The organism is Collinsella sp. CLA-ER-H4 (genome assembly GCF_040092395.1).
Lineage (GTDB): Bacteria > Actinomycetota > Coriobacteriia > Coriobacteriales > Coriobacteriaceae > Collinsella.
The window spans coordinates 206,693-229,656 of sequence record NZ_JBBNLQ010000001.1; the positions used below are offsets into that span (position 1 = coordinate 206,693).

The following is a 22,964-nucleotide window of genomic DNA, read 5'->3' on the forward strand; positions in this document are numbered from 1 at the left end:
TAGTTTTGTAGCGAATTCTCAATTCTCTTGACATTTGCTCGGATTAACCTTCGTTTATTCGCTATGAAATATCTATTTCTACTGGTAATTAAGCTAGCTATCGGTTTTTTAATAGCATTTTATTTATTTGCACAACATTTTGCTCAAGAGCATGCGTCCTGTGAACGGTCGAAAATCGACCGTGAACGGTAGATCATTAACCGGGAGGAATAGACTACCAAATTGATGGGAATATCTTTAACTCATCGGTGGTCAGAAGCATGATGTTCAGACAACCATATTTGAGTTTTCGCGCAGATTTTAGGCATCAATTCGCCCAAATCGCCTGAGACCACCGCAAAGGAGCCTGCCCCCTTTGCGGTGGTTCTCCCCCCCCCCGGCGCTACAGCAGATGTTCCTCGATAAAGATCGCGATGCCGTCTTTGTCGTTGCTCGCGGTTACAAAATCGGCGGCGGAGCGGGTGGCATCGCTGCCATTTGCCATGGCCACGCCCACGCCGGCGTCGGCCACCATGCAGGTGTCGTTGTCCGCATCGCCAAACACGCAGATGTCCTGGAGCTCCATGTCGTTGAGCTCCGCCACGCGCACAAGGCCGCGCGTCTTGGACACGCGCGGATCCATGAACTCGTAGAGCCGCTGCGTGGTTTGCAGAGCCGCCGCCTTAACAGTGTCATCGGCAAACGTCGACGCCCGTTCGATGACCCGCGGCATTACTTCGGGCGCCATGGTAAACATCACCTTGGGCTGCGGCTCGCGCAAAAACTCGGCAAAATCGACCACCTGGTAGGGCACGCCGTCGACGCGCGACAGGTGCTCGACGCACGCGTTGCTCTCGGGCACGTAGAACACGCCGTCTCGGGGGCAGACGGGCGTTGCCGGAAGGTCCGCCATGTGCTTGCAGATGCGCGCGATGGTCTCGCCCGGCAGCGGATAGCTCAGCTCGTTGATGTCGTGCGCGCGGTCGATGACCTCGGCGCCACCGCAGCCCACCATCACGTCTACCAGGCCTTCGATGCCCCAGAGCTCGTACATGGCCTCGGTCGCGTGGGCGTCGCGCCCGGTGCACAGGCCAAAGAGCACGCCGCGCTCGCGCAGGGCGCGGATCGCCGCCACGGTGCGCGGGGACACCGTGTGCTGGCTCGTGAGCAGCGTGCCGTCGATATCGCAGAACACGGCTTTGATATGGCTGAAGGTGGTGTCCATGGGGGCCTTTCTGGGTTGTGCGGCGATGTGGGGTGTATTCGTGAACGGCGTACATGGTATACCAAGGCACAGACCGTTGGGACCCGATCGCCACAAAGGTGCCTGCCCCCCTTGTGGTGGCCGGACCCGAAGGGTGACCTGGCCCGGGGCGCAAAGCATCACAACATTCGACGTTTTTCGGCAAAATCGCGATTTTCATCGAATGTTGTGATGGATTTTACTGCTTTGTGGCACGATCCAAGTGCCGGCGGCCAAACAACAGCAGCGCCGCGGGAACCGCCGTCACGACCATGCCCGCACCAACGAGCGTCTGCTGCACGCCAAACGTCGCCGCCAGCCACGGGGCAATCGCCAGCGGGGCTACGCCGGCGAACATGTTGCCAAAGCCCATGACCGAGTTCACGCGACCGAGCTGCTCGAGCGGAGCCTTCGTTTGCACGATTGTGTTGTGGAGCGGGTTGACGATGCCCCAAGCTATGCCCAGTGCAACCTGGCCGACAAGAGCCACGCCCACGTACGGCGTCCCCACATAGAGCAGGCTTCCCAGACCAACGGACATAAGTGCCACGAGCAGGGTTTTAAGGTTGACCAAGTGCGGCGGCAAGCGGAGCGCGAGCACGGCACCCAGCACCGCGCCCACACCGCTGGCCGACGAGAGCCAGCCCATCCATTCGACACCGACGTACAGGACATCGCGGTAGAAGAACGACTCCAGCGGATCGAAGGCACCGTAACCAAAGTTCGAGAGGAAGATGATGCAGAACAGTAACGCGAGGACGCTGTTGGTGAAGACCGTCTTGATGCTGGTCGCGAAGGTTGCGCGGGTAGATTTACTGGAGTCGGAGCTTTGACTGGCAGTACTTGCCGTTGTGCTGCTATCCGCGGGAGTACTTTCGCGCGCGGCGACGCGACCTGCTTGCGGCCTAAAGCCCCAACCGGCGACGAGCGCCAGTGCGGTAAAGAGCATCATGAGCACGAACACCGCGCGTGACGATGCAGCCGCCGCGACAAAGCCGCCCAGCGTGGGTCCGACGATGATGCTCACGTTTGAAAACATGGCGATGGCGGAGTTGATGTCTTTGAGCTCGGCAGGATCGTCGGTGAGGTAAGCCGGATAGGATGTGGCGATGGGCTGGGCGAACCCCATCACAAAGCCCAGGAGCACCGCGCCGAGCAGGACGATGCCGGTCGCGCTGCCAAAAACGAGGATCGCCGCGCCGGTTGCCAGCGTGCCCACGATGCTCAGCAAGAAATGACGGCGCGGGCCCCAGGCGTCGAGCGCCGCGCCACCCGCAAAGGATCCCAAGATCACGAATACGTTCATAAAAAGGACGGCCAGCGATGTCGCCACGAGCGAGGCATCGTCTGCATAGGTGAGCGTTCCGATGACGCCGATAAAGTAGCTGGTCTGAAAACCGGTGTAGATGAGAAAGCGCATCGCCACCAGGCGCTTGGCCTGCACGGACAGCGATGACTGAGGCTTTGAGAAAAGAGAGGCGAGCATGGAGACTCCTTGTTTCATACGAATACGGACGGTGGGCATTCGCCACCGTCTGTCAAATCAATCTATCCGCATGAAACATTAAGGACGCATCAGGACCCTTCTCTCCGTTTTCGCCCGTCATGAACTACTTGGTAGATTTTAAGGCATGTCCCACACATCTACCAAAGCAAAAACCACCACAAAGGAGCCTGGCCCCTTTGTGGTGGAAATGACGTTTGCCCAGATAAAACCTGCCAAAATAAACCTGTCCCTTTTTGGCAGGTTTTAGGCCAGGTGGTCTTGGATAAGATCGCAGATGGCTCGGGCGTCGTTGATGTTGATGGCTCGGGTCGCAAGGCCGGCGTCGAAGGCCTGACGCGCTAGGGCCTCGTTACAGGCAAGGGCCAGCGTGTGACCGTCGACCAGGTCGAGCGAGCTCTTACCGCGCAGACGGTCGACACCGGAGCGCGCGACCACGATGTTGTCGAAGCCCTCGGTCTTGTAGCCCTCGATGATCACCACGTCGACATCGTTGTAACGCGACAGCAGCTCTCGCGCGGGCATCTCGTCCTCCTCGCGCGTGTCGGCGTACTCCGCCCAGCGCGTGGCGCAGATGAGCCCCACATGCTTGGATCCGGCCTGGTGATGGCGCCAGGTGTCCTTAGCGGGTGCATCGATATCAAAGCCGTGATGCCCATGATGCTTAAGCGAACCCACGCGCAGGCCGCGGCGGGTGAGCTCGGCGATAACCTTCTCGACGAGCGTGGTCTTGCCCGAGTTTTGGTAGCCGATAAACGCGATCGCGGGGACGGCCGGTGCCGGAGCCGCGGGTGCGACGGCAACGGGTGCGCTCGCGGGCGCGGCACCGTCAGCGGCCACGGCCTCAACAGCAGCGGCCTGGCGCTCTGCACGATCCCACACGCCCGAGCGGCCGCCCTCCTTGTGCAGCAGGCGCACGTCGACGATCTCCATGCCGCGATCGACCGCCTTGCACATGTCATAGATGGTCAGACACGCAGCACTCGCGCCGGTCAACGCCTCCATCTCAATACCCGTCTTGCCCGTCACGCCGGCCGTAACCAGTACGTGAAAGCCGACCTGCCCGTCCACGCGCGCCGGCGCCCAGCCCTCGGGCACGTCCTCGACAGGCGTCCCCGACGGAGCGATAGGCGCAATATCGCACTTGCTCTTGGTAATGAGCAGCGGATGGCACATGGGGATGATGTCGCTCGTGCGTTTGATGGCCATGATGCCCGCCACGCGCGCGCAGGCAAGCACGTCGCCCTTTTTGGCGCGGTCCTGCAGCACCATGGCCTGCGTCTCGGGGTGCATGAGGATGGTGCCCTCGGCGATGGCGATGCGATGCGTCTCGGCCTTGTCGGACACGTCGACCATGCGTACCTCGCCCTTAGCGTCCACGTGCGTCAGCTCGTCGCGACGGGCGTCACGGGCGGGCTCGGTGGCAGCGCTGGCAGTCGGCTGCGCGGACGCGTCGACGTTGCCGGCATTCGCCGCGGCCGTGGCTTTGTGGGCAGACATCGCGGCCCTGCGAGCGGCCTTGGTGGCATCGGCGTACCTGCTCTTGGCCATATGATCATCCTCCGATTTGGGACATAAATCGTTGCGTGCCCTCAATTATCGCGTGTTCCTGCGGTTTGTGGGCGACGGCATCGCGCCAAATCGAAAGTACCTGCATATCATCACCACGGCGCAACGCCTCACGCACCGAATACTCGGCATCGCTGAACAGGCACGGACGCACGTTGCCATCGGCCGTCAGGCGCAGACGGTTGCAATTCACACAAAAATGGTTGGACATAGCGCTGATAAAGCCGACCGTTCCCGCCGCGCCCGGAAAGTGCCAATAGCGCGCAGGGCCCGCGCCGGCAGGAGCGTCGTTGATGTCGAGCGGCTCGAGCTCGCCCAGTCCCGTCGCGATGGCCCCGGCATTGATGCGCGCCCGCAGCTCGTCACTCGGCACGGTATCGCTCGCGTCCCACAGCTCGGGATTGAGTGTGGGCGCGTGAGGGTCTACGGCACAATGCGAGCTCGTGTGATCGTCGCCGATAGGCATGTATTCGATAAAGCGCAGGTGGATGGGGCGATCGAGTGTGAGCCGCGCGAGGGCCGCCACATCCTGGTTGAGCCGGCGCACCACAACGCAGTTGACCTTAACGGGCTCAAAGCCCCAAGCCAGTGCCGCGTCGATGCCCGCCATGGTCTGCTCGAGCCGACCCAGACGCGTGATCTTTCCAAAGAGCGTAGGATCGAGTGTGTCGAGCGAGATGTTGACGCGGTTAAGCCCGGCGTCTTTGAGCTGCGGCGCCAGCTTGGGCAGCAGGGCGCCGTTGGTGGTGAGCGAGATATCCTCGATCTGCGGAATCGCGCGGATGTCGCGAATGAGCGGGATAATACGGCGGCTGACCAGCGGCTCGCCGCCCGTCAGGCGCACGCGGCGAATGCCCTCCCCCGCCACCAAGCGCACAAAGCGGGCGATTTCCTCGGCACTGAGTAGCTCATCGTGCGCGCGGGGCGCCACGCCATCGGCCGGCATGCAATAGATGCAGCGGAAATTACACTTGTCGGTAACGGCAATGCGCAGGTAGTTGATATCGCGGCCAAAGCCGTCGTGTTGCACGTGCCCGTCCACGCAGCCCTCCCCTCACGCGGCGTTTTATTCTTCGGAAAACATAATACCCCACGAGAGAATCATGCCGACACCCGTACGACAGGACAGGTCGCTTTGAGCAAGACCGGCTTTCCAAGCCCATCCTCAGCATACAAACCATCACAACATTCGATGCTTTTCCCGATTTTGGCAAAAAACGTCGAATGTTGTGATGGTTTGCCTGCCCACGGCACCCCGCAGAAGGACCAAAGCGCCCCTAAAGGCCGCCGTCCCAGTGTCGAATCACGAATTCTCGCAGGTCGTTCTGACGTTTCTGGAACGCTTCGCTTCGGTCGCACTTGAGACCCATAGCGAGCGCGATGGCGTTCATCGCCCGGTGCAATTGCAGCTGGTGGGCAAACTGAGTCCCGGTGAGGACGATCATCTTAAAGCCCAGCGCGCTCAGCACGGTCATACGCTCCGCATCCGACGCGCTGCGCTGTTTATCAAGATGGTCCGAGCCGTTGTACTCAATCCCCGTACCGCTCGCAGGCGCATATACGTCGATCTCGAAATACCCGGCCTTTGCGAGATACTTGAACTCGTTGGGAACATCGACCCGATGGTTGAGCTCGATCTTGGCGTATCCCAGCCCTCCCTGGGAACGTTTTGCTACGACCATGATTGCGGTGGCCGTCTCCATGGGCGACCGCGCGCCATCGTGCACGCGCTTGAGCACGGCGGCCGCGCGTATGGCCCCCTGACGAGATCGGTTCTCATTGCAATAAGCAATCAAATCGGCGACGGTATACCTCTGCCCCATCTCGATATAATCGCCTGTCGACAGATGATTCAAATGGTATCGGGCGCAGATTTCATACCCATATTCCAGCTGCTCGGGCTCACTCATCCACGAACCCGCTTGGACAAAGCACATGACCTCATCAACCACTAGAAGGCCCTCTGCCACCTCGATAAGATGGCCTGGAGGTACCGGCGCCCCAAACACGTGACACCTAAATCCAGCCGGCGTCGAGCGCTCAAAATCGAAGTTGACGAGCGCATCGATATGATCGAGCTCTTCTCGTGGAATACCAAGCGAAACCAGATAGTCGGTAACGATTCCAACTGCCGCTGAAGCCCTCAGTCCCTTGGCATCGAGCCCCAATTTGGGCAGGCACGCGGTCGGTTCCGCCTCGCTAGCAAGCGAGTCCTCATCGTATAGGCTGCTTGCTCGCGAGATCGGCTCGGACGGGCGCGCCACGTTGTGGTACAGCCAGGCAGTCTTATGGGACAGGACGATCGGCAGGTCCATGAGCCATCCAATGGAGTCGGATAACCAACCTTATTCCCCTGCCCACGGGTCCGCACACCTTCGTGCGCAAGAAAGCGATTCCACCCGGTCGAGTGGCAGAAAAACCATCACAACATTCGATGCTTTTCCCGATTTTGGCAAAAAACGTCGAATGTTGTGATGGTTTGAGGCGAGGTGAGGGGCACGGAGGGGTCAAAGTATCGCGCTCGAACGGGTTAATCCAGCTCTTTTAAGCCATGCGCTAGCTGCCAGTACTCGCCGCGCTGGGCGAGCAATTCCTCGTGGGTGCCGCGCTCGATGATGCGGCCATGTCCGAGGACCATGATGGCGTCGGCGTCGCGGACGGTGGACAGGCGGTGCGCAATCACAAATGTGGTGCGGCCGCGCATGATGCGGTCCATGCCGCGCTCGATGAGCTTTTCGGTGCGCGTGTCGATGGAGCTTGTTGCCTCGTCCAGGATAAGCACCGGCGGGTCGGCCACGGCCACGCGCGCGATGGCGAGCAGCTGGCGCTGGCCCTGAGACAAGTTGGCGCCATCGGCCGTGACCGGTGTGTCGTAGCCTTGCGGCAGGCGACGGATAAACGAGTCGGCGCAGGCGGCCTCGGCGGCGGCACGCACCTCCTCGTCGGTCGCGTCGAGCTTGCCAAAGCGGATGTTCTGCGCAATGGTGCCGCTAAACAGGTGCGTATCCTGCAGCACAATGCCGAGCGACCCGCGCAAGCTGGCCTTGGCGATATGCTTGACGTCGATGCCGTCGTACGTAATCTCGCCGTCATCGACCTCATAGAAGCGGTTGATGAGGTTAGTGATGGTCGTCTTTCCGGCGCCCGTCGAGCCAACAAAGGCGATCTTTTGCCCCGGCTTGGCGAACAGGTTGAGATCCGTGAGCACGCGGGTGCCCGGCACGTAAGAAAAGTCCACGGCATGGAAGCGCACGTCGCCGGCGAGCGGGACCAGACCGGTAACAAGCTCGGTACCGTCGGCTGCCACCGCACGACCCGATTCACCAACGGCAGCCACGTCGTGCAGATGCCCATAGGCGCCCACGCCCTTGCCCTCGGGAATCTTCCACGCCCACGCGGCGTCGCCCGTCTGCACCAGCTCCACGCAGCCCTCGTCCACCTCGGGCTTAAGGTCCATCGCGGCAAACAGGCGCTCGGCACCGGCCAGCGCGTTGAGTAAGAAGTTGCCCAGCTGCGTAAACTGGTTGATGGGCATGGCCGCCTGGCGCACAAAGACCAGGTAGCTCGCGAGTGCACCCACGTCGGCAAGTCCCTTGATGCAGAGCATGCCGCCCGCCACGGCGACGATGGCGTAGTTGACGTAGCCGATCACCACGGTCATGGGCACCATCGAGTTGGCGTAGGTCTGCGCGGCGCCACCGGTGCGGCGCAGCTCCTGGTTGCGCGCGTCAAAACCTGCCACGTTGGCCTGCTCGTGGTTGAAGACCTTGATGACCTTTTGACCCGAGACCATCTCCTCGACATATCCGTCCAAGTCGCCGAGCGATGCCTGCTGGGCGGCAAAAAAGCGCTTGGAGCGGATACCCGAGTAGCGCGCGTACAGCACGATGGCCGCGTCGCACACGAGCGTGATAATCGTGAGCTGCCAGTTGAGGATGATGAGCATGGCCGTGGTGCCGATCACCTGAATGGTCGCCTGAATCACGTTGGCAAAGCTGTTGTTGAGCGCCTCGGAGACGGTGTCGACGTCGTTGGTGAAAAAGCTCATGATGTCGCCCGAGCGCGTACTGTCGAAATAGCTGAGCGGCAGCGTCTGAATGTGCGCGAACAGGTCGCGACGGATGTCGGACACCACGCGTTGGGCCGCGCGCACCATGATCTGCGAGTAGCCTAGGGCCGAGAGCACGCCCGCGGCGTAGATGATCGCCGTTACGATGACCTGCTTGGCGAGCAGCTCCTCACCGCCCGTGGCCAGGCCGTTGACGATGGGGCGCACCATGTAGGTGCCGGCGAGGCTCGCGATGGCCGCGACGGAGGCAAGCATACCCACCGCCAGCAGCGAGAACTTGGCATGGCCCATGTAAGAGAGCAAACGGCGCACAGTGCGCTTGAGGTCGGCCGGGCGCGCTTGGGCTGCGGTCTTAGGCATGGCGCTCGCCCCCTTCCAAGGGTAATCTGCTGGGGACGGAGGAAAACGGATTATTCGCGCAGCCATCGTCGCTGCCGTCGCCGGCGTCTACGTTCCCCGCAAACTCCATCTGCGAGGCGTAAATCTCCTGGTAGATGTTGTCGCCCGCTAGCAGCTCCTCGTGCGTGCCCACGCCGTGGACACGACCGTCGTCCAGCACCACAATGCGATCGGCATCCATAACGCTCGCGATGCGCTGGGCGATGATGAGCACGGTCGTATCAGGGATCCGAGCGATGTGCTCGCGAATCTTAGCGTCGGTCGCCATATCGACCGCGCTGGTGGAGTCATCAAAAATGAGCACGCGCGGATGCTTGAGCAGCGTGCGCGCGATGCACAGACGTTGCTTCTGACCACCCGAGACACCGGCGCCGCTTTGGCCCAACTCGCCGTCCAGCCCGCCGATGCGATCAAGGAACTCGTCCACGCACGCTGCGCGGCAAACCGCGAGGAGCTCATCGTCCGACGCCTGCGGATTGCCCCACTGCAGGTTCTCGCGCACGGTGCCCGTGAACAACACGTTCTTTTGCAGCACAATGCCCACGGCGTCGCGCAAGGCGACCAGGTCGTAGTCGCGCACGTCGTGTCCGCCCACAAGTACGACGCCCTCGGTGGCGTCGTACAGACGCGCAATCAGCTGCACAATCGAGCTCTTACCCGAGCCCGTGCCGCCGAGGATGCCCACCGTCGAGCCGCTCTCGACGCGAAGGTCGATATGCTCGAGCACATCCTCGGCTGCATCCGCGCGGTATTTAAAGGAAACGTCGCGAAACTCGACACTGCCGTCCGCTGGCGCCGCAGTCGCGAGGTCTCCCGCAGGGTTGGCGATAAAGGGCTCCTCATCGAGCACCCCTGCGATACGGCCCACACTCGTGAGAGCGCGCGTGAGCAGCAAAAACACGTTGGAAATCATCATGAGCGAGTTCATGATCAGCAGCACGTAGCTCATAAAGCCCGTGAGAGAGCCCACGCCCAGCTTGCCGGCGAGAATCATGCGGCCGCCAATCCACAGGATGGAGAGCGCAGCCACGTACATCGACAGCTGAAACACCGGCAGGTTGAGCACGGCGGTGCCGAAGGTCTTGGTCGCCGTGCCGGCGAGCTCGGTATTGACGGTGTCAAACTTGTCGCACTCGTGCTCGGCGCGCACGTAAGCCTTCACGGCGCGCACGGCGGTAAGGTCCTCTTGCACCACGCCGTTAAGGTGGTCCATCGAGGTCTGGAGTTGGCGGTAGAGCGGACTGACGCGATAGGTGATGACACCCAGCACGATTGCCAGCACGGGCAAGATGATCGCAAAGACGGTGGCGAGCGGGCGCGACAGCATCAGCGCGTAGATAAGGCCGACGATAAGCGTCACCGGGCCGCGCACCATAGGGCGAAAGCCGTTGCTCACAGCATTTTGGATAACGGTGATGTCCGTGGTCATGCGAGTGACGAGCGAGCTGGCGTCGTAGTTGTCCAGGTTACCAAAAGCGAGCGTCTGAATCTTTTTGTACTCGGCCTCGCGCAGGTTAGCGCCTAGGCCCGAGGCAACGCGGGCGGACGTGTGTGCATAACCCAAGCCCAGTACCAGCGAAAGCGCAGCGCACACCAACATGTACGCGCCCTGCAGCAGCATGTAGTTGATATCACCCGCAGGCACGCCCACATCGATGATGTCGGCCATGATGACCGGGATAAACAGCTCGAGCACCGTCTCGACCGACACAAAGAACACGCCGAGAATGGCATCGCGACGGTATGCCCCTAGATAAGAAAACAGTATTTTGAGATTGCGCACGCAGGTTCAACCCCCATCAAACGTTGTTCGCAAACGCACGTATTATTGCGCGCCGAATAATGGTGTCAAGTATTCCGAAATCGTTTTCTGCAAGGTTAACGCCGGCGGCGAGTTCTCGTGACGTGTGTCCGTATTCACTCGGAATAATGGTGCGCGTGACTTTTTTCGCCCCACTGCCAACACGAACCTTGACTCTACAATCGTTGTAGGGTTTTCACTACACTGGTACGTAAACAAACCAGTCAGAAAGTGCCCCCGCTCATGGAACACGACCTCACACGCGGCAATGTCCTTAAGACCATCGCGGTCTTTGCCCTGCCCTATATGCTCTCGTACTTTTTGCAGATGCTCTACGGCATGGCCGACCTGTATATGATGGGGCAGTTTAGCGGCGCCGCCGGCATCACCGCTGTGGGCAATGGCGCGCAGACGCTCTATATCATTACCGTGACGCTCGTGGGCCTGGCCATGGGAACGACGGTCATCGTCGGCCACGCCGTGGGCTCGCGCCGCTTCGACCGCGCCGAGACCGCCATCGGCAATACCATCACGCTGTTTATGGGCGTCTCGGTAGTACTGGCCGTCATCTTGTTTGCACTTTGCCCGCAGGTTGTGGCGCTCATTGGCACGCCGCCCGAGGCGGTCGAAGGCACCGCCGCCTACCTGCGTATCTGCTTTGTCGGCATTCCGTTTATCGCCGCATACAACATTCTCTCGGCCATCTTTCGCGGGCTGGGCGATTCGCGCTCGCCTATGTACGTGATTGGCGTGGCATGCATCATCAACATCGCGCTCGACTTCCTATTTATAGGCCACATGGGGCTCGGCCCCGTGGGCGCGGCGCTCGGCACAGTGACCGCCCAGACGGCCAGCGTTGCCCTCGCGCTCGTGTGGCTCAAGAGCCGCCGCACGAACATCCACGTTAAGCGCAGCGACCTGCGCCCCCAGCCCGAGGTGCTCGGCAGCATTCTTAAGATCGGCGTGCCTGTGGCTGTACAGGACGGCTGCATCCAGGTGGCGTTTATGTTTATCACCGTCATCGCCAACCACCGAGGGCTCGTCGACGCCGCCGCCGTAGGCCTGGTCGAGAAGATGATCAGCTTTTTGTTCATTGTTCCGAGTTCCATGGGCGCCACCGTCAGCGCACTCACGGCGCAAAACGCCGGCGCAGGCAAGGGCGATCGCGCGCGTCAGGTGCTCAAGGACGCCATGACGATCTCGGTGGTGTACGGCTGCCTGATCACGGTGCTGATGTGGCTGGTGGCGCCGGCGTTTATTGGCTTTTTTGCCAAGGACCCCGCGGTGGTCGCGGCCGGTACCGGCTATATGCACAGTTATATTTTCGATGCAATCTTTGCCGGCATCCACATTTGCTTTAGCGGCTTTTTCGCCGCGTATGGCAAGAGCTATATCGGCTTTGCGCACAACGTGCTGGCCGTGGCGCTCATTCGCGTGCCGGGCGCGTGGCTATTGTCGAACGCCTATTCCGACACGTTGTTTCCCATGGGCATCGCTTCGCCGTGCGGGTCAATTCTATCAGCGGTTATTTGCGTGATGGCATTTACCGTGCTCAACCGGCGCGGGGCTTTTGACAGGTTGGTGGCGTAGCGGGGCAACGCGAAATCGCCCTGATCGACGACATCATTAGCGATGATCCGGCAACCTACGTGACGCAGATCACGGTGCCGTTTTCTCCAGCAAAGTAAAAACCGCCCGGAAGGCATCATGCTTCCCGGACGGTTCTTCAATTAGACTATCAATGCACTAAGCCTGGGGCACCTCACCGGTAGCCAAGATCTGCTCGAGCGCGTCCTCGTCCAGCACGGGTACACCCAGCTGCTCGGCTTTGGTGAGCTTGGAGCCCGCTTTGGGGCCGGCGACCAGATAGCTCGTCTTCTTTGACACGCTGCCCGAAACCTTGGCGCCGAGCACCTTGAGCGCCGCGCCCGCCTCGTCGCGTGTGCGGTTGACGAGCGTGCCGGTGAGCACGAAGGTTAGACCCGCAAGCGGCTGTGCGTCGGCGAGCTCGCCCGCCACGCCAGCGTCGGCTGCGGCTTGCGCGTGCGCGGCGCCCAGGTCGACCTCGAGCGACAGGCCCGCCTGACGCAGGCGCTCCAGCACGGCAAGGTTTTCGGGCACGGCCAGGAACTGCTTGACGCTCGCCGCGATCTTGGGACCGATGCCCTCGCACTCGGCGATGTCTTCTTCACTCGCCAAGATGAGCTTGTCGATCGACAGGAATCGCTCGGCGATGACCTCGCCCACGCTCTTACCCACGTGGCGTATACCCAGGGCAAACAGCACGCGACCGAGCGGCTGACTCTTGGACTTGTTGAGCTCGGCGATGATTTTCTCGGCCGTCTTGAGGCCCACCGGAATGGGATCGCCCTTCTTAACGCCCTTCCTGCTGTTGGAGCTGGCGTACACGCGCCCCGTGTCCAGGCCTGCGATGTCGTCGACCGTGAGCTGATAGAAGTCCGCGACGTCGTGAATCAGCCCGGCGGCGATCATCTTGTCGACGATCTCGTCGCCCAGGCCGTCGACGTCCATGCAGCCGCGGCTCACCCAGTGGAGCAGGCGCTCCTTGAGCTGCGCGGGGCAGTCGATGGACACGCAGCGGTAAGCGACCTCGCCATCCTCGTGAACCACGGGGCTGCCGCACACGGGGCAGACCTCGGGCATCTGCCAGTCGACCGAATCAGCCGGGCGCTTGTCGAGCACCGGGCCCACGACCTCGGGGATTACGTCGCCCGCCTTGTGCACGATAATAGTATCGCCCTCGCGCACGTTTTTGCGACGGATCTCGTCGATGTTGTGCAGCGTGGCGCGCGCGATGGTGGAGCCGGCAACCGTCACCGGATCGAACTCAGCGACCGGCGTGAGCACGCCGGTGCGACCCACCTGGATGCGAATCTCGCGCAGGACGGTCTGCTTTTCCTCGGGCGGAAACTTAAAGGCAATGGCCCAGCGCGGTGCGCGGGCGGTAAAGCCCAGGTCGAGCTGCTGCTGAAAGCTGTCGACCTTTACGACCACGCCGTCGATGTCGTAGTCCAGGTCACCGCGATGCTCGAGCGCCTGGGCGCAGAACTCGTGGACCTCGGCCGGCGTGGCACAGCGAGCCACGTTGGGGTTGACGCTAAAGCCGGCGCTACGCAGCCAATCGAGGAACTCGCGCTGGCTGTGGACGTGCAGTGGATCGGTATCGGCGATGGCATAGATAAAGGTGGCCAGATCGCGCCGCGCCGTAACCTTGGGATCCTTCTGACGCAGGCTGCCAGCAGCGGCGTTGCGCGGGTTGGCGAAGGGGTCGCGGCCCTCGGCATCGGCCTCTTCATTCAGACGTACAAAGCTGCCTTTGGGCATATAGACCTCGCCGCGCACCTCGATGGTGCGCTCGCGGTCGGCGCCCATGTGAGCGAGCGCCGGCTCGGACAGGTGCATGGGCACGTCCTTGATGGTACGAACGTTGAGCGACACGTCCTCGCCCGTGGTACCATCGCCGCGCGTGGCGGCGCGCACAAAGGTGCCGTTTTGGTAGGTAAGTGCCACGCCCAGACCGTCGATCTTAAGCTCGCAGGTATAGGTGACGCTGCCGGCACCGAGCGCATCCTCGGTGCGCTGGAGCCATGCGTCGAGCTCGTCCAGGTCCATGGCATCGTCCATGGAATACATGCGCGCCATGTGCGTGACTGGCGTAAACTGCTCGCTTACGTAGCCGCCAACGCGCTGGGTATAGCTGTCGGGCGTCACCAGGTCGGGGTAGGTCGCCTCGATTTCTTGCAGCTCAACGAGCATTTTGTCAAAGGCGGCGTCCGTGATCTCAGGCGCATCGAGCATATAGTAGCGATAGGCGTGGTAATCGAGCTCATGGCGCAGCTCGGCCGCACGCGCTGCCGCCTGGGCACGGGCGTCGGTCGGTGCGGTGGCTTCCGCGGTCGTGGGCGTTTCGGTATCGATGTCCACGCCGTCACCAAACAGGCTCGATTGCTCCATAGCGGCACTCCTTCGCTCGATTTCAAACGGATACTAGAGTACCACCGGTCACCATGGCGCCGAATAACCCTTTCGAACCGCATCGAATCGGCAGTCGACGAACCGGGATGGATTGCGCGATTAAACCATGCCCTTATCAACTCTAAATGATCCATTTTCCTCCGTCCCCAACGGATCAATAAGAAAAGAGGGGACTGCCCCACGTTGATGGGACAGCCCCCCTCTGGCCTCGATATACGCGATACGGCTCGCTAGTAGCCCTGACCGTAGCCTTGACCCTGGCCCTGCTGGCCCAACAGCTCCTCCAGATACTGGCGCAGCTGCTCGTCGGTAATACCGCCGTTGCCGGTGTCGGTCGCGCTGTCATCCTGCTGCTGGTTCTGCAGCTCCTCATCGGAGCCCAGCTCGACGGTGACCTTCTTCTCTTCCTTGCCGCGCATGAGCGTGATCTCGACCTTCTCGCCCACCTCGTGGCTGCGCAGGGCGATGATCAGGCCATCGGCACTCGTAATCTCGTCGTCGCCCAGCTTGGTAATGACATCGCCCTCCTGGATGCCGGCCTTGGCAGCAGGGCCATCCTCAACGACGCTCGCCACATACGCGCCGCTATCGGTGCTCAGCTTGTTGGTGCGGGCGTTGAGCGCGTTGACGCTCGAAAGCGTGGCGCCCAGGTACGGGTGCACCGGCGTCTTACCGTCGATGATCTGGTCGGCAATGTTCTTGGCGTAGTTAACCGGAATGGCAAAGCCCACGCCCGAGCTGGAGCCCGAATAGCTCTCGATAAGCGAATTAATGCCCACCAGCTCACCATTGTCGTTGACGAGCGCGCCGCCGGAGTTGCCCGGGTTGATGGCGGCATCGGTCTGGATCATGTTGGCATAGATGGTGTTACCGTTGGTAGAGCTCATGGCCGTGGAGCGATACAGCGCCGACACAATGCCCGTAGAGACAGACTGCTCGTTGCCGAACGGCGAGCCGATTGCCATGACCCACTCGCCCACGTTGAGCTTGGAGGAATCACCAATCTCAATCGGCGTGAGCTTGGAGGCGTCAGCATCCTTGAGCTTGATGACAGCCAGGTCGCTCGAAGCATCGTTGCCCACGAACTCGGCCTCGTACGTGGTTCCGTCGTCCATGGTCACCACGTACTGGTCGTAACCATCGACCACGTGGTTGTTGGTGAGGATGTGGCCCTCGGTATCGAGCACCACGCCCGAGCCGACGCTGCCCGAGCTGTCCGACTCGTCGGCAGACTGCGAAAGCGAGCCATTCTGGCTACCGCTCGAAGTAGCGGTGATGGAAACGACGGAGGGCAACGCCTTGGCAGAGACGGCCTCGGCCAGCGTGGTATCCTCGGAGTCGATGGTGATCTTTTGCGCCGATGAACCCGAAGCACCCGCCGTCACGGCGTTCCTGCCGCCGCCGATATCGAGCGTGCCGCTCATAATGAGCGCGATGACCAGCAGAGCGCCACAGGCACAGCCGGCAAGCGCCGTAATAAAGATCGGCAGCTTTTTGGTCTTGGTCTTGACCACCGTGTGCTTGTTCACGACCTGTTGGCCGCCCAGCGGCTTGCCGGTCTGCGTGTCGTAGGCTTGCACGTAGGGAATGTTGTTGCCGTCGGCAGGCGTCGACTCCACCTGCACGCGCGGCTGCTGCTGGGTCTCGCCGGCGTTGCCCGCGTCCTGGGGACGCTGAGAATCGTTCTCGCTCATAGCTGCGATCCTTTCGTCAAATAACCAAAGGCCCGCCAAACATGTGGCGGGCCATCATTGTTCACGTTGAGTTGTACCCCAATATGCGGGTGCACGTGTATGAGAACGCAATCTTTTAGGAAGGCTTAAGTTCTGTTGCGGACCCGAAAGCAACCCACGCATGCGGCAAAACCACCACAAAGGTGCCTGTCCCCTTTGTGGTGAAAAGCTAGTCCTTAAACAGATAGCCCACGCCGCGGACGGTGGTGATGTGTGCCGCAATCTGCGGGCCCACCTTGGAGCGGATGCGTCGGATGTGCACGTCGACGGTACGGGTGCCGCCGCAGTACTCAAAACCCCACACGCGGTGCAGCAGCACCTCGCGGCTGTAGGCACGGTTGGGATGCGTCGCCAAAAAGCTCAGCAGCGAGTACTCCATCAGCGTCAGGTCGATGGGCTCATCGTCGAGCGTCACCTGGTAGGTGGCAAGGTTAATCTCGAGGTTATCGATGTTGAGCACATCGTCGGCGGCGACGGTCTCCTCCTCGCCCATCAGGCGCTGTGCGCGAGCCTTGAGTTCGTTGGGCGTCGCCGTGGGGCATACAAAGTCGGCATGCGCGTGATTCGGCAGGCGCAGGGTGCCGAGCGCCTCGTCGTCGACGATCACCAACATGGGGACGCCGCCGCGATCGTCAAGCCACTTGGCAATCTGATCGATGCGGTCGCTGCGGATGCCGTCGGAATCGAGGATCAGCAGGTCAAAGTCGTGCGCCGCAGTCGGCGAATCGGGGGTAGCCAGGCTCACCTCGACACCCAGGGTGGTCGTCAAGCTGCGGGCAAACTCGTGGAAGCGCGTCGTGCGCGCCATGAACAGGGCACTCTTTTCGGACATATCGGCCTCCAAGGAAATGAGCTCAATCGTACTGGAACAAGCCAGCGCGATTAGGAGTTCGCCAGGTAGTGCTTGATCTCCCACTCGGTGATCGTGGACTCAAACTTATGCCATTCGTCGCGCTTCTTTTTGAGGAAGAAGCTGTGGATGTGCTCGCCGAGGGCATCCTTCATAAACTGCGAGTCCTCAAACACGTCGAGCGCCTCTTTGAGCGAGCGCGGCAGTGGCGTATAGCCGGCCTCGACCATCTGACGGTCGGTGAGCTTGAGCGTCTCGGCCGTGGCCTCGGGCGGGAGCTCCAGCTTGCGCTCGATGCCGTCCAGACCAGCCGCCAGCGTGACGGCGTTGACCAGGTACGGGTTGGCCATGGGATCGGGACTGCGCAGCTCGATGCGCGTGGACAGCTGCTTGCCGGGCTTGTAGACCGGAATGCGGACCATACTCGCGCGGTTGCGCAGGCCCCACGTGGCGTACTGCGGCACGGAGTCGCCGCCCGTGGTAATGCGCTTGTACGAGTTGACCGTGGGGTTGGTGATGGCGCTGATCTCGCGCGCGTGCGCCAGGATGCCGGCCATGTAGTGCTTGGCGATATCGGAGAGGTGGTACTTCTCGTCGTCCTCGCCCCAAAAGACGTTGTTGCCGTCGTGGTCGAATAGCGACTGGCACAGGAACATAGCGCTGCCGTCCTCGCCCGCCAACGGCTTGGGCATAAAGGAGGCGTGGCACCCGCTCTCGTAAGCCTGCTGCTTAATGATGAGCTTGGCCGTGGTGATGGCGTCGGACATGCTCAGGGCCTCGGCGTGGCGCAGGCTCATGCCATGCTGCGAGCGGCCGGCGGCGTGGAAGGTGTACTCCACGGGCACGGACATCTTCTCGAGCGTGAGGACCGTGTTGCGGCGCAGGTCGCGAGCGGCATCGCTCACCGAAAGATCGAAGTAGCCCACGTTGTCGAGCGGCTCGGGCGTGTGCTCGTCGGGAAAATAGTAGTACTCCAGCTCGGCGCCCACGTTGAGCAGATAGCCGGCCTTCTCGGCCCTGTAGAACATGCGGCGCAGGGCATCGCGCGGGTCGCCGGCAAACGGCTTGCGATCGGGAGTGCACACGTCGCAGAACACGCGGGCGACGCCGTTATGGCTCGGGCGCCACGGCAGAATCTGGAAGGTCGAAGCATCGGGAAACGCCAGCATGTCGGCTTCCTCGGGCGTGGCAAAGCCCTCGATGGCGGAGCCGTCAAAGCCAATACCCTCCTCAAAAGCGACCTCGAGGTCCTCGGGGCTAATGGCAAAGTTCTTGAGGCGGCCGAGAATGTCGACAAACCACAGACGCACAAAGCGGATGTCACGCTGCTCTACGGAGCGGAGTACGTAATCGATGTTCTGCTGGTTCATGTCGCTCCCCTTTCTTTCGGGCGGGTTTCGACTGGTCTATATCGCAGATACTATCGCAGAAAAATGTTTCCGCAGGGTTAAAGCGTATCAAGCGCTCAAAAAACGTGCGCGAACAGGCCGTTGCGAACGAGCGGCTAGCGTTCAGATTCGGAGACAATTTGTCTACAGGCTCGTTCCAGCGTAGGGAACTCCATCGTCACCGCATCCCAAACAACCGAGCGGTCGACATTGCCGTAATCATGCGCAAGATAATTTCTCATGCCAATAATTCCACGCCACTCAATTTCGGGATGAAGCCGCTGCGAGCGTTCCGACAACTTGCCCGCTTCTTCCGTCACCCTAAGCGCACACATCAAAAGGGAGTCCGCCAACGCCCTCGTCCGCACGTCATTCGCATGCAGAAACTGGTCCTCGGTGATATCAAAAGCCTTGATGCGCTCGTTCGTTTCGGAGATGGCTTCCAAAACCTCTTGAGCGCGGAGGCCGTCTGACTTACGCGCGATCATAAAGGGTCACTCCTTCGCGCTCGATTACCGCGGCAAGATCATCATCAAGATAGTCACTCGAGACGAGGTCAACCTGCTTCCCGGTTTCTTTGCGCACCGCCTCGCCAAACGCCGATAACGCGAAAAGACCAAAGCCCCGCTCGCGATCGACTTCGAGGCGCAAGTCAATATCACTATCGGCATGCGCCTCGCCACGGGCATACGAACCAAATAGAATCACGGTTTTGATGGCGGGAATCGTGCTGGCTGCCTCGCGGACGGCGGACTCGATCCGAGCAATATCCAAACCATTGTTAGCAACGCCTTCGTCTGCCACAGCTTTTCCAAGCGAGGGAACAAACGGCAGAGAGCGCTCGCGCAGCATCTGCCTCATAAACATATTGACCGCAACAGACGAAGTCATGCCAAGCTCTTCGCACAGTTCGGCAAATGAGTCTTTAATTGACGAGTCCACTCGCACACTCAGCACAGACGCAGCCATGGATACCTCCTGTATGACATTGTCTATATATTATCACACAGACTAGCGCGAAGTTGATGCGCGATGTTCGATGTGGCCGGGAATCTCGATGCGTTTGGGCGCCAGCTTTGCGGCCTCGCCCACAGTAGTGGTAACAACGTCGATGCGCTCGGAAAGGCGCTCGACTACGCGCTCGGCAATGGTGAGGGTGTCCTGCGCGGCCGTGGTCACGCCACCAAAGAGCACATGGTTCCAGGGGTAGTCGTCAAACGTCGCGATCTTGAGCCCCGCCGGCAGCGAGGGACCAAGCTGCGCCAGCGCCTCGGTCAGACGCAGGAAGACCAGGCCGTTGACGGCAATGAGGCCGAGCTTTTTACCTGCATAGCCGCGGATGGTCTCGTCCAGGCGGCCGACGCCCGTGGCGCCCCCGTCGGCCAGGGTGACGACCTCGCCGGCAAGGCCGCGGTGCAAAAGTTCGTCGGTAAAGGCCTCGGCGCGCTTGCGACGCACGGGGCTGTCGTCGCTTGCCTCGGTGAGCAGGCACAGGCGCTCGCTGCCAGCGGCGGTCAAGGCGTCTACCAGGCCGGCGACCAGCTCACGGTTGTTAGATGTCACCAGATCGACACCGCCGTCGGCAACGTCGCGGTCGAGCAGCACAACGGGCAGGCGCCCCGCGGCCGCGGCGATCGCCTCGTCATTGCCTCCGCAGGTGTTGACGACCAGGCCGTCCACGTCAGCATCGATAAGTCTGGCGAGCGACTCGGCCTCCTTAGCGGGGTCGTTGCCGCTAATGGCCGTCATGAGCGAGCAGCCGCGCGCGGCGGCGCTGGCGGAAAGGCCCTCGAGCATGGCGCTCGAGAACGGGTTGGCGATGTCGGCCAGGATCACACCGATGAGGTTGGTACGCGAGCTGCGCAGATTGCGCGCGGCAGCACGTGGGCGATAGCCGGTGCGCTCGATGACCTCGGCGATGCGGGCGCGGGTCTCCTCGGTCATCTGCCCGGGGCGGTTGTTGAGATAGCGCGAGACCGTGGCCGGGCTCACGCCCGCCTCGGCGGCAATGTCCTTGATTCTCATCTGCGCCATGGCGCACCCCGTTTCCCAATTGTCAGCAGTCTGAGCCATTTTAGGCATTTTTTTAAAAATCTCGCTTGCAAAACGCTGTAAGTGAGTATACTACAACTCGAAACGAAACCGATTTCGTAAACCGATTTCGGCAAGCGTTGGCGCGGAGGTGCAAAGATGTACCCTACCGTCTTGGCACCTCCGCGCCAACGCCATATCAAAGGTGTACGCACGAGCAAGAAGGAGCTGCGCGACCATGGGTAAAACGGTTCTTACCTTCGGCGAAATCATGATGAGGCTCTCGCCCAAAGATCATCTGCGCATTGAGCAGGCAACCGAGTTTGACGTCCGCTACGGTGGCGCCGAGGCCAACACCGCTCTTTCCCTGGCCTACCAAGGCGACAAGGCCGCTTACGTATCCGTTGTCCCGGCCAACCGCCTAGGCGAGTGCGCGCTGCGCTCGCTGAAGGCCTACGGCGTCGACACAACGCGCGTCGTGCGTCAGGGCGACCGTCTTGGCTCCTATGTGTTTGAGGTCGGCGCCTCGCAGCGCGGCAACGGCTGCGTCTACGACCGCAAGTTCTCTGCCATCAACATGGCCAAACGCGACGTCTTTGACTGGGACGAGATCCTCAAGGGCATCGATGTCTTCTATTTCTCCGGCGTGACCCCCGCCGTCTCCGATGAGATGGCCGCCGCCTGCAAGGAGGCACTCGCCGCCTGCCGCGCCAAGGGCATCACCACCGTGTGCGACGTGAACTATCGCGGCAAGATGTGGTCGCCCGAGAAGTCGCAGGCCACCATGAAGGAACTCCTGCCGCTCGTCGACATCTGCATCGCCAACGACGAGGATGCGCCCGCCGGCCTCGGCATGACCTGCGTCTCTGGTTCCCTTGCCCATGGCATCGAGGAGCGCGACACCTACGTCGAGATGGCCCGTCAGATCTGCGCCGAGTACGGCTGCAAAAAGGTCGCCTCGGTCGTCCGCAACATCTCTTGCGTCGAGCGCTCCATCTGGATGGGCATGCTCTTTGACGCCGAGAGCGGCGAGTACTGGTTCTCCCCTGCTCACGATGTGCACGTGCTCGAGGGCGTTGCCGCCGGCGACGCTTTCAACGCCGGCTTCGTCCATGCCCTCATCAACGACTTTGACCCGCAGGACGCCGTCAACTACGCGATTGCAGCCTCGATCCTCAAGCTCACCATCAAGGGCGATTCCAACTTGGTGACCGCAGACGAGATCGCAGCCGTGGCATCCGCCGCCGACGGTGGCACCCGCGTCGCGCGCTAGTCCGTCTCCATTCCGCGGGCCGCAGCTTTCCAATCCCATACCCCTGCGGCCCGCTCCCCGATTCCTCCGGCCGGACAAAACCACCAGTCCCATTCCGGTTTTGCCTGGCATTCCCTACATGACTGGTCGAGCAGCTGGTTTTGGAATTGCTTGAACCCCAAGCAGTGCCTCCGATAACCAATCCAAAATCGGCTCCTGACCAGCATATTTGGCAATCACGCGCCCATGCGCGCCATACATCGAAAGGAACATTATGTTCGATCAGTTCTACACCACGCTTGAGTCCCTGGGCATCGTGCCGGTCGTCGTGCTCGACAAGGTCGAGGACGCCGCTCCGCTCGCCCACGCCCTTATGGCAGCTGGCATGAAGTCCGCCGAGGTCACCTTCCGCACCGCCTGCGCCGCCGAGTGCATCGCCGCTATGGCCGAGGCCGAGCCCGAGATGTGCGTTGGCGCCGGCACTGTCCTGACCGTCGAGCAGGTTGAGCAGGCCCGCGCAGCCGGTGCCAAGTTCATCGTCTCCCCGGGTTACAACGAGGACGTCGTGAAGCATTGCATCGACATCGAGCTGCCCGTCCTTCCCGGCACCGTGACCCCCTCCGAGGTCACCGCAGCCGAGAACCTGGGCCTCAAGGTCACCAAGTTCTTCCCCGCGTCCCAGTATGGCGGCCTGAACACCATCAAGGCCCTCGCCGCTCCGTTTGTCGGTCACCGCTTTATGCCTACCGGCGGCGTGAGCACCGCCAACGTCGAGGAGTACCTGAGCTCCTCCGCCATCATCGCCTGCGGTGGCACCTGGATGGTCAAGCCGGCCCTGTTTGCCGACGGCGACTTCTCCAAGGTCGAGCAGATCGCCCGCGAGGCCATGGACGTCGTCAAGAAGGTCCGCGGCTAGGTTTAGCTCTCTATCGTGAAAGGGGGCGTGCCCTAGACCTCGCCCCCTTTCTTTTAAAGCGGCTCGGAAGCGCGCCGTTTCCGTCACGAACAAGAACCAAAACCGTCTTGTATGCTGATAGAACGTGACGGAAGCGACACGCCCCCGAGCCGCTTTGTATAATCGGCTGGCAGTCGCGCTCAACTGAGCCACTTCGGTAAAAGCCGAGCCATCAAAACAGCTGCGGCACCGTCT

General features: G+C 61.4%; 17 protein-coding genes. 3 read left to right on the forward strand and 14 right to left on the reverse strand.

Translation table 11 applies throughout. From position 1 onward, the window contains the following. Window positions 1–382: 382 nt before the first annotated feature. The 7 genes from AAAX34_RS00890 to AAAX34_RS00920 all read right to left on the reverse strand — a co-directional run bounded on the left by AAAX34_RS00890 (window position 383) and on the right by AAAX34_RS00920 (window position 10,546). Window positions 383–1,204 (reverse strand): HAD family hydrolase, encoded by an 822-nt coding sequence (locus AAAX34_RS00890; protein WP_349109704.1) that lies wholly within the window; start codon window positions 1,202–1,204, stop codon window positions 383–385. Between the two features lie 217 nt (window positions 1,205–1,421). Beyond that, complete coding sequence (locus AAAX34_RS00895) at window positions 1,422–2,708, reverse strand: MFS transporter (RefSeq protein ID WP_349109705.1); 1,287 nt, start codon at window positions 2,706–2,708, stop codon at window positions 1,422–1,424. A 264-nt stretch (window positions 2,709–2,972) separates the two neighbouring features. Beyond that, on the reverse strand, window positions 2,973–4,277 hold the full coding sequence (mobB, locus tag AAAX34_RS00900) for a molybdopterin-guanine dinucleotide biosynthesis protein B (RefSeq protein WP_349109706.1): 1,305 nt from the start codon (window positions 4,275–4,277) through the stop codon (window positions 2,973–2,975). A gap of 4 nt (window positions 4,278–4,281) precedes the next feature. Further along, window positions 4,282–5,337, reverse strand: a complete 1,056-nt coding sequence (gene moaA / locus AAAX34_RS00905) for a GTP 3',8-cyclase MoaA (protein ID WP_349109707.1) — start codon at window positions 5,335–5,337, stop codon at window positions 4,282–4,284. Between the two features lie 235 nt (window positions 5,338–5,572). Beyond that, window positions 5,573–6,610 (reverse strand): hypothetical protein, encoded by a 1,038-nt coding sequence (locus AAAX34_RS00910; RefSeq protein ID WP_349109708.1) that lies wholly within the window; start codon window positions 6,608–6,610, stop codon window positions 5,573–5,575. Between the two features lie 215 nt (window positions 6,611–6,825). Next, window positions 6,826–8,724 (reverse strand): ABC transporter ATP-binding protein, encoded by a 1,899-nt coding sequence (locus tag AAAX34_RS00915; RefSeq protein WP_349109709.1) that lies wholly within the window; start codon window positions 8,722–8,724, stop codon window positions 6,826–6,828. Beyond that, window positions 8,717–10,546: an ABC transporter ATP-binding protein gene (locus AAAX34_RS00920; protein ID WP_349109710.1), complete on the reverse strand. Its 1,830-nt coding sequence runs from the start codon at window positions 10,544–10,546 to the stop codon at window positions 8,717–8,719. The genes AAAX34_RS00915 and AAAX34_RS00920 overlap by 8 nt, the downstream gene beginning before the upstream one ends. A gap of 261 nt (window positions 10,547–10,807) precedes the next feature. On the opposite strand from AAAX34_RS00920, the gene AAAX34_RS00925 reads away from it, so the two are divergent. After that, window positions 10,808–12,154, forward strand: coding sequence for an MATE family efflux transporter (locus tag AAAX34_RS00925; RefSeq protein ID WP_349109711.1), 1,347 nt, complete (start codon window positions 10,808–10,810; stop codon window positions 12,152–12,154). A gap of 156 nt (window positions 12,155–12,310) precedes the next feature. Here the strand turns inward: AAAX34_RS00925 and ligA are convergent, their stop codons facing one another. The 7 genes from ligA to AAAX34_RS00960 all read right to left on the reverse strand — a co-directional run bounded on the left by ligA (window position 12,311) and on the right by AAAX34_RS00960 (window position 20,565). After that, entirely contained in the window at window positions 12,311–14,539 is a 2,229-nt protein-coding gene (gene ligA, locus AAAX34_RS00930; RefSeq protein WP_349109712.1) for an NAD-dependent DNA ligase LigA, read from the reverse strand. A gap of 251 nt (window positions 14,540–14,790) precedes the next feature. Continuing rightward, window positions 14,791–16,254 (reverse strand): trypsin-like peptidase domain-containing protein, encoded by a 1,464-nt coding sequence (locus tag AAAX34_RS00935; RefSeq protein ID WP_349109713.1) that lies wholly within the window; start codon window positions 16,252–16,254, stop codon window positions 14,791–14,793. Between the two features lie 208 nt (window positions 16,255–16,462). Continuing rightward, window positions 16,463–17,125, reverse strand: a complete 663-nt coding sequence (locus tag AAAX34_RS00940) for a response regulator transcription factor (RefSeq protein WP_161145500.1) — start codon at window positions 17,123–17,125, stop codon at window positions 16,463–16,465. Between the two features lie 50 nt (window positions 17,126–17,175). Next, window positions 17,176–18,513, reverse strand: a complete 1,338-nt coding sequence (locus AAAX34_RS00945) for a glutamine synthetase family protein (protein WP_196022687.1) — start codon at window positions 18,511–18,513, stop codon at window positions 17,176–17,178. Window positions 18,514–18,647: 134 nt separating this feature from the next. Beyond that, on the reverse strand, window positions 18,648–19,019 hold the full coding sequence (locus AAAX34_RS00950) for a HepT-like ribonuclease domain-containing protein (protein WP_117821032.1): 372 nt from the start codon (window positions 19,017–19,019) through the stop codon (window positions 18,648–18,650). After that, on the reverse strand, window positions 19,006–19,500 hold the full coding sequence (locus AAAX34_RS00955) for a type II toxin-antitoxin system RelB/DinJ family antitoxin (RefSeq protein ID WP_022095080.1): 495 nt from the start codon (window positions 19,498–19,500) through the stop codon (window positions 19,006–19,008). Before AAAX34_RS00955 ends, AAAX34_RS00950 begins: the two co-directional genes overlap by 14 nt. 42 nt (window positions 19,501–19,542) lie before the next feature. Then, entirely contained in the window at window positions 19,543–20,565 is a 1,023-nt protein-coding gene (locus tag AAAX34_RS00960) for a LacI family DNA-binding transcriptional regulator (protein WP_195240511.1), read from the reverse strand. Window positions 20,566–20,800: 235 nt separating this feature from the next. Here AAAX34_RS00960 and AAAX34_RS00965 point away from each other — a divergent pair, with 235 nt between their 5' ends. Together AAAX34_RS00965 and eda are read left to right on the forward strand one after the other, a co-directional pair. Continuing rightward, window positions 20,801–21,835 carry a sugar kinase gene (locus AAAX34_RS00965; RefSeq protein ID WP_195240513.1) on the forward strand — a complete coding sequence of 345 codons (1,035 nt, stop codon included), beginning with the start codon at window positions 20,801–20,803 and terminating at the stop codon, window positions 21,833–21,835. A gap of 253 nt (window positions 21,836–22,088) precedes the next feature. Next, the gene (gene eda / locus AAAX34_RS00970; RefSeq protein WP_006234738.1) at window positions 22,089–22,730 is read left to right on the forward strand and encodes a bifunctional 4-hydroxy-2-oxoglutarate aldolase/2-dehydro-3-deoxy-phosphogluconate aldolase; all 642 of its coding nucleotides are present in this window, start codon (window positions 22,089–22,091) and stop codon (window positions 22,728–22,730) included. The last annotated feature ends 234 nt before the right edge of the window (window positions 22,731–22,964 follow it).